At 71.1% G+C, this 3,660-nt stretch carries 3 protein-coding genes and 1 pseudogene; 2 read left to right on the top strand and 2 right to left on the bottom strand.

The annotated features are described in order from the left end of the window. The first annotated feature begins 135 nt into the window (after positions 1 to 135). The gene (gene purF, locus G6024_RS09975) at positions 136 to 1,767 is read left to right on the top strand and encodes an amidophosphoribosyltransferase (protein WP_069388590.1); all 1,632 of its coding nucleotides are present in this window, start codon (positions 136 to 138) and stop codon (positions 1,765 to 1,767) included. Between the two features lie 39 nt (positions 1,768 to 1,806). Further along, the gene (gene purM, locus G6024_RS09970) at positions 1,807 to 2,889 is read left to right on the top strand and encodes a phosphoribosylformylglycinamidine cyclo-ligase (protein ID WP_067712004.1); all 1,083 of its coding nucleotides are present in this window, start codon (positions 1,807 to 1,809) and stop codon (positions 2,887 to 2,889) included. A 146-nt stretch (positions 2,890 to 3,035) separates the two neighbouring features. On the opposite strand, the gene G6024_RS09965 is transcribed toward purM, so the two are convergent. Together G6024_RS09965 and G6024_RS09960 are read right to left on the bottom strand one after the other, a co-directional pair. Further along, on the bottom strand, positions 3,036 to 3,221 hold the full coding sequence (locus G6024_RS09965; RefSeq protein WP_067712007.1) for a DUF3073 domain-containing protein: 186 nt from the start codon (positions 3,219 to 3,221) through the stop codon (positions 3,036 to 3,038). Positions 3,222 to 3,391: 170 nt separating this feature from the next. Then, positions 3,392 to 3,660 (bottom strand): annotated as a pseudogene (locus G6024_RS09960) (CAF17-like 4Fe-4S cluster assembly/insertion protein YgfZ); the annotation flags it as partial.

The following is a 3,660-nucleotide window of genomic DNA, read 5'->3' as shown; positions in this document are numbered from 1 at the left end:
GGCGCGGACGCCCGGCGGAGGGGGGCTGCGCGCCGGACTTTGGGGCCGCGGGGGTCGGTGACCGTAGACTTGCAGGCGCACCGCCGGGGTCCGTCCGGGCGGACCGCCCCGAAAGTCGCGAGGGAGCACCAGCAGGTGGAGAGTACGTCGTCACGACCGGCACCGTCCGGGTCACTCCGCCGTCCCGGTGGCAGCTCCGCCGTCGGGCTCGGGCTGCCCGATCCGTCAGCCCCCGGCCCCGCAGGCCTGCCCGTCGACGCCGAGCGCATCGGCCCGGTCGAGGAATGCGGCGTCTTCGGCGTGTGGGCCCCCGGCGAGGACGTCGCCAAGCTCACCTACTACGGCCTGTACGCACTCCAGCACCGTGGCCAGGAGGCCGCCGGGATCGCCGTGGCGGACGGTGAGCAGGTCCTGGTCTACAAGGATCTCGGCCTGGTCAGTCAGGTCTTCGACGAGCAGACCCTCGAGTCGATGCACGGTCACGTGGCGATCGGCCACTGCCGCTACTCCACCACCGGCGCGGCGAGCTGGGACAACGCCCAGCCGATGTTCAGGCCGATCATCGACGGCGGTTCCGTCGTCCTCGGCCACAACGGCAACCTCGTCAACACGCAGGAACTCAAACGGCACGCGACGGACCTGGGGATCGGCGGGTACTCGGAGGAGAGCACCCACTCGGACTCCGACATCGTCTCGACCCTGCTGGCCCACGAGGCGCGCGACGGGGGACTCGAGGAGGCCGCGGCCCGTCTGCTGCCCCGGCTGCGCGGTGCCTACTGTCTCACCTTCTCCGACGAGAACACGCTCTACGCGGCCCGAGACCCGCACGGTGTCCGCCCGCTGGCGCTCGGCCGCCTCGAGCGCGGCTGGGTCGTCTCGTCGGAGACGTCGGCCCTGGACATCGTCGGCGCCTCGTTCGTCCGCGACATCGAGCCCGGCGAACTCATCGCGATCGACGCCGACGGCGTACGGTCCCGCAAGCTCTCGCCCCCGACCCCCAAGACGTGTGTGTTCGAGTACGTCTACCTCGCCCGTCCCGACTCGGTGATCAACCAGCGCCTGGTCAACTCCGCGAGGGTGGAGATCGGGCGCCGCCTGGCCCGCGAGCATCCCGCCGAGGGCGATCTGGTGATCCCGGTACCCGAGTCCGGCACCCCGGCCGCCGTCGGTTACGCGCAGGAGTCCGGGATCCCGTTCGCGCAGGGGCTGACGAAGAACGCCTACGTGGGCCGTACGTTCATCCAACCCAGCCAGACCATCAGGCAACTGGGGATCCGGCTCAAGCTCAACCCGCTGCGTGAGGTGATCCGCGGGCAGCGGCTCGTGGTGGTGGACGACTCGATCGTTCGGGGCAACACCCAGCGCGCCCTGGTCCGCATGTTGTACGAGGCCGGAGCCCGTGAGGTGCACGTCCGGATCGCCTCGCCGCCGGTGCGCTGGCCGTGCTTCTACGGGATCGACTTCGCCAGTCCCGCCGAGCTCATCGCCAACGGCGTCGATGCCTCGGACGGGATGCTCGAGGGGGTGCGCCGCGCCATCGGTGCGGACAGCCTCGGTTACGTCTCCGTCGAGGGGATGATCGAGGCCAGCGGCCAACGCGGCGACGAACTGTGCGCAGCGTGCTTCGACGGGCACTATCCCATCGAGCTTCCCGACGACTCGCCCATGAGCGCGGCCGTGCGCGCGCTGGCAGCCGAGGTCGACGGCCTCGAGGCCGATCGCTTCCCGGTCCGCAGTGACATCGCGGACCCCGTCCGCCGACCCTGAACGGGCGCCCGACCAGGGGCGCCGACGAGGAGAGACCACATGACCGACAACTCACACCCCCCGACCGGCGCCTCGTATGCCGCCGCGGGCGTCGACATCGACGCCGGCGAGCGCGCGGTGGAGCTGTTCGCCCCCCACGCCAAGCGGGCGACCCGGCCGGAGGTGATGGGAGGCCTCGGTGGATTCGCCGGCCTGTTCTCGCTGAAGAACACCTACCGGCAACCGCTCCTCGCGTCGTCCACGGACGGCGTCGGGACCAAGATCGCCGTCGCGCAGGCGATGGACGTCCACAACACGGTCGGTATCGATCTCGTCGCCATGGTCGTCGACGACCTCGTGGTGTGCGGTGCCGAGCCGCTGTTCCTGCAGGACTACATCGCCATCGGCAAGGTCGTCCCCGAGCACGTCGCGGACATCGTCGAGGGGATCGCGGAGGGCTGCGTCCGGGCCGGGTGCGCGCTGCTGGGCGGGGAGACGGCCGAGCACCCCGGTCTCATGGCCCCGGGGGAGTACGACATCTCCGCCACCGGTGTGGGGATCGTCGAGGCCGACGAGATCCTCCAGGCCGAGAAGGTCCGCCCCGGCGACGTGATCATCGGCATGGCCTCCTCGGGGCTGCACTCCAACGGGTACTCGTTGGCCCGGCACGTCCTCCTCGAGCTCGCCCGACTCCCGCTCGAGGGGCACGTCGAGGAGTTCGGACGGACCCTGGGTGAGGAGCTGCTCGAGCCGACGCGTATCTATGCGCTCGACTGCCTGAGCCTCATCGCGGAGACCGACGTCCGGGTCTTCAGCCACGTCACCGGCGGCGGGCTCGCCGAGAACCTCGCCCGGGTGATGCCCCGCGGCCTGGTCGCGCGCCTCGACCGGGGGCGCTGGCCCGTTCCCGCCGTCTTCGGCACCATCGCCCATCACGGCCGCGTCGAGCAGGCCGAGATGGAGCGCACGTTCAACATGGGGGTCGGGATGGTCGCCGTCCTGCCCGAGGAGGACGTGGACCGGGCCCAGGCCGTCCTCACCGCACGCCACGTCGAGAACTGGGTGATCGGGCGCGTGGAGAAGGCCGGCGAGGACGCCGACGCCCCCCGCGTGACACTCGAGGGTTCACACGCCCGGTTCTGACCGCTCGCAGACGACAGCGACCCGGCCGGGGCAGTTCCGGCCGGGTCGCTGTGTCGTCGTGCGGTGTCCCGGCCAGTGTGACACGCGTGAGCCGGGCATCCTCGGGGATGCCCGGCCCACGTGGGTCTACCGGGAACGGGGGATGATCAGTACCTGGTGTCGCCGTCGGACCATGACCCGTAGGGGTCATCGTCCTCATCGGTGCTGAGCCGCGTCGGCGACCCTCCACCCGACAACTCCTGCTGGAGACGTTCTAGGTCCGTCTGCGGAGTGTTGTACTTGAGTTCGCGAGCGACCTTGGTCTGCTTCGCCTTCGCGCGGCCTCGGCCCATTGACCTGACCCCCTCGGAAACGGTGCTGGGCCACCTCGGGGGTGCCCATTGCAAGTGTGAGTATCTGCCTGTCCACAGGATAGCGTGCCCGGCGCGGAATGTCCGCCCGGGTGTCGAGGGAGTCGTCTCCGGCAGTGACCCGCGGGGGTGATCCGACCCCCGCGGGGGTGTCAGGCCTGGCCGCGGAGTCGGCGGATGGCCTCTCGTCCGGCCTGGGTCCCGGTGTCCTCCGGGGCGCTGTCCGGGTCGACGGCGGCGACGACCCCGTCGATCTCGAGGGCGGCGTCGACGGCCACGGACCGCTTGAGCAGGGCGAGGGCCACCGGTCCGTCCTCGTGGTGCTGGACCACGGTCCCGACGCGTCCGACGGGGCGGCCGGCGGCGCGGACCTCGGCGCCCGGCACGGGCAGTTCGTCGCTGGCGGATCCATCCAGCTGGA

Source organism: Dietzia maris (genome assembly GCF_014144855.1).
GTDB lineage: Bacteria > Actinomycetota > Actinomycetes > Mycobacteriales > Mycobacteriaceae > Dietzia > Dietzia kunjamensis.
Note: the sequence above shows the minus strand (reverse complement) of the source record. Positions and strands in the feature narration are given on the sequence as shown.

Coding starts and splice junctions, on each gene's coding strand:
- purM (WP_067712004.1), top strand. CDS start 1,807: ATGACCGACAACTCACACCCCCCGACCGGCGCCTCGTATGCCGCCGCG.
- G6024_RS09965 (WP_067712007.1), bottom strand. CDS start 3,221: ATGGGCCGAGGCCGCGCGAAGGCGAAGCAGACCAAGGTCGCTCGCGAA.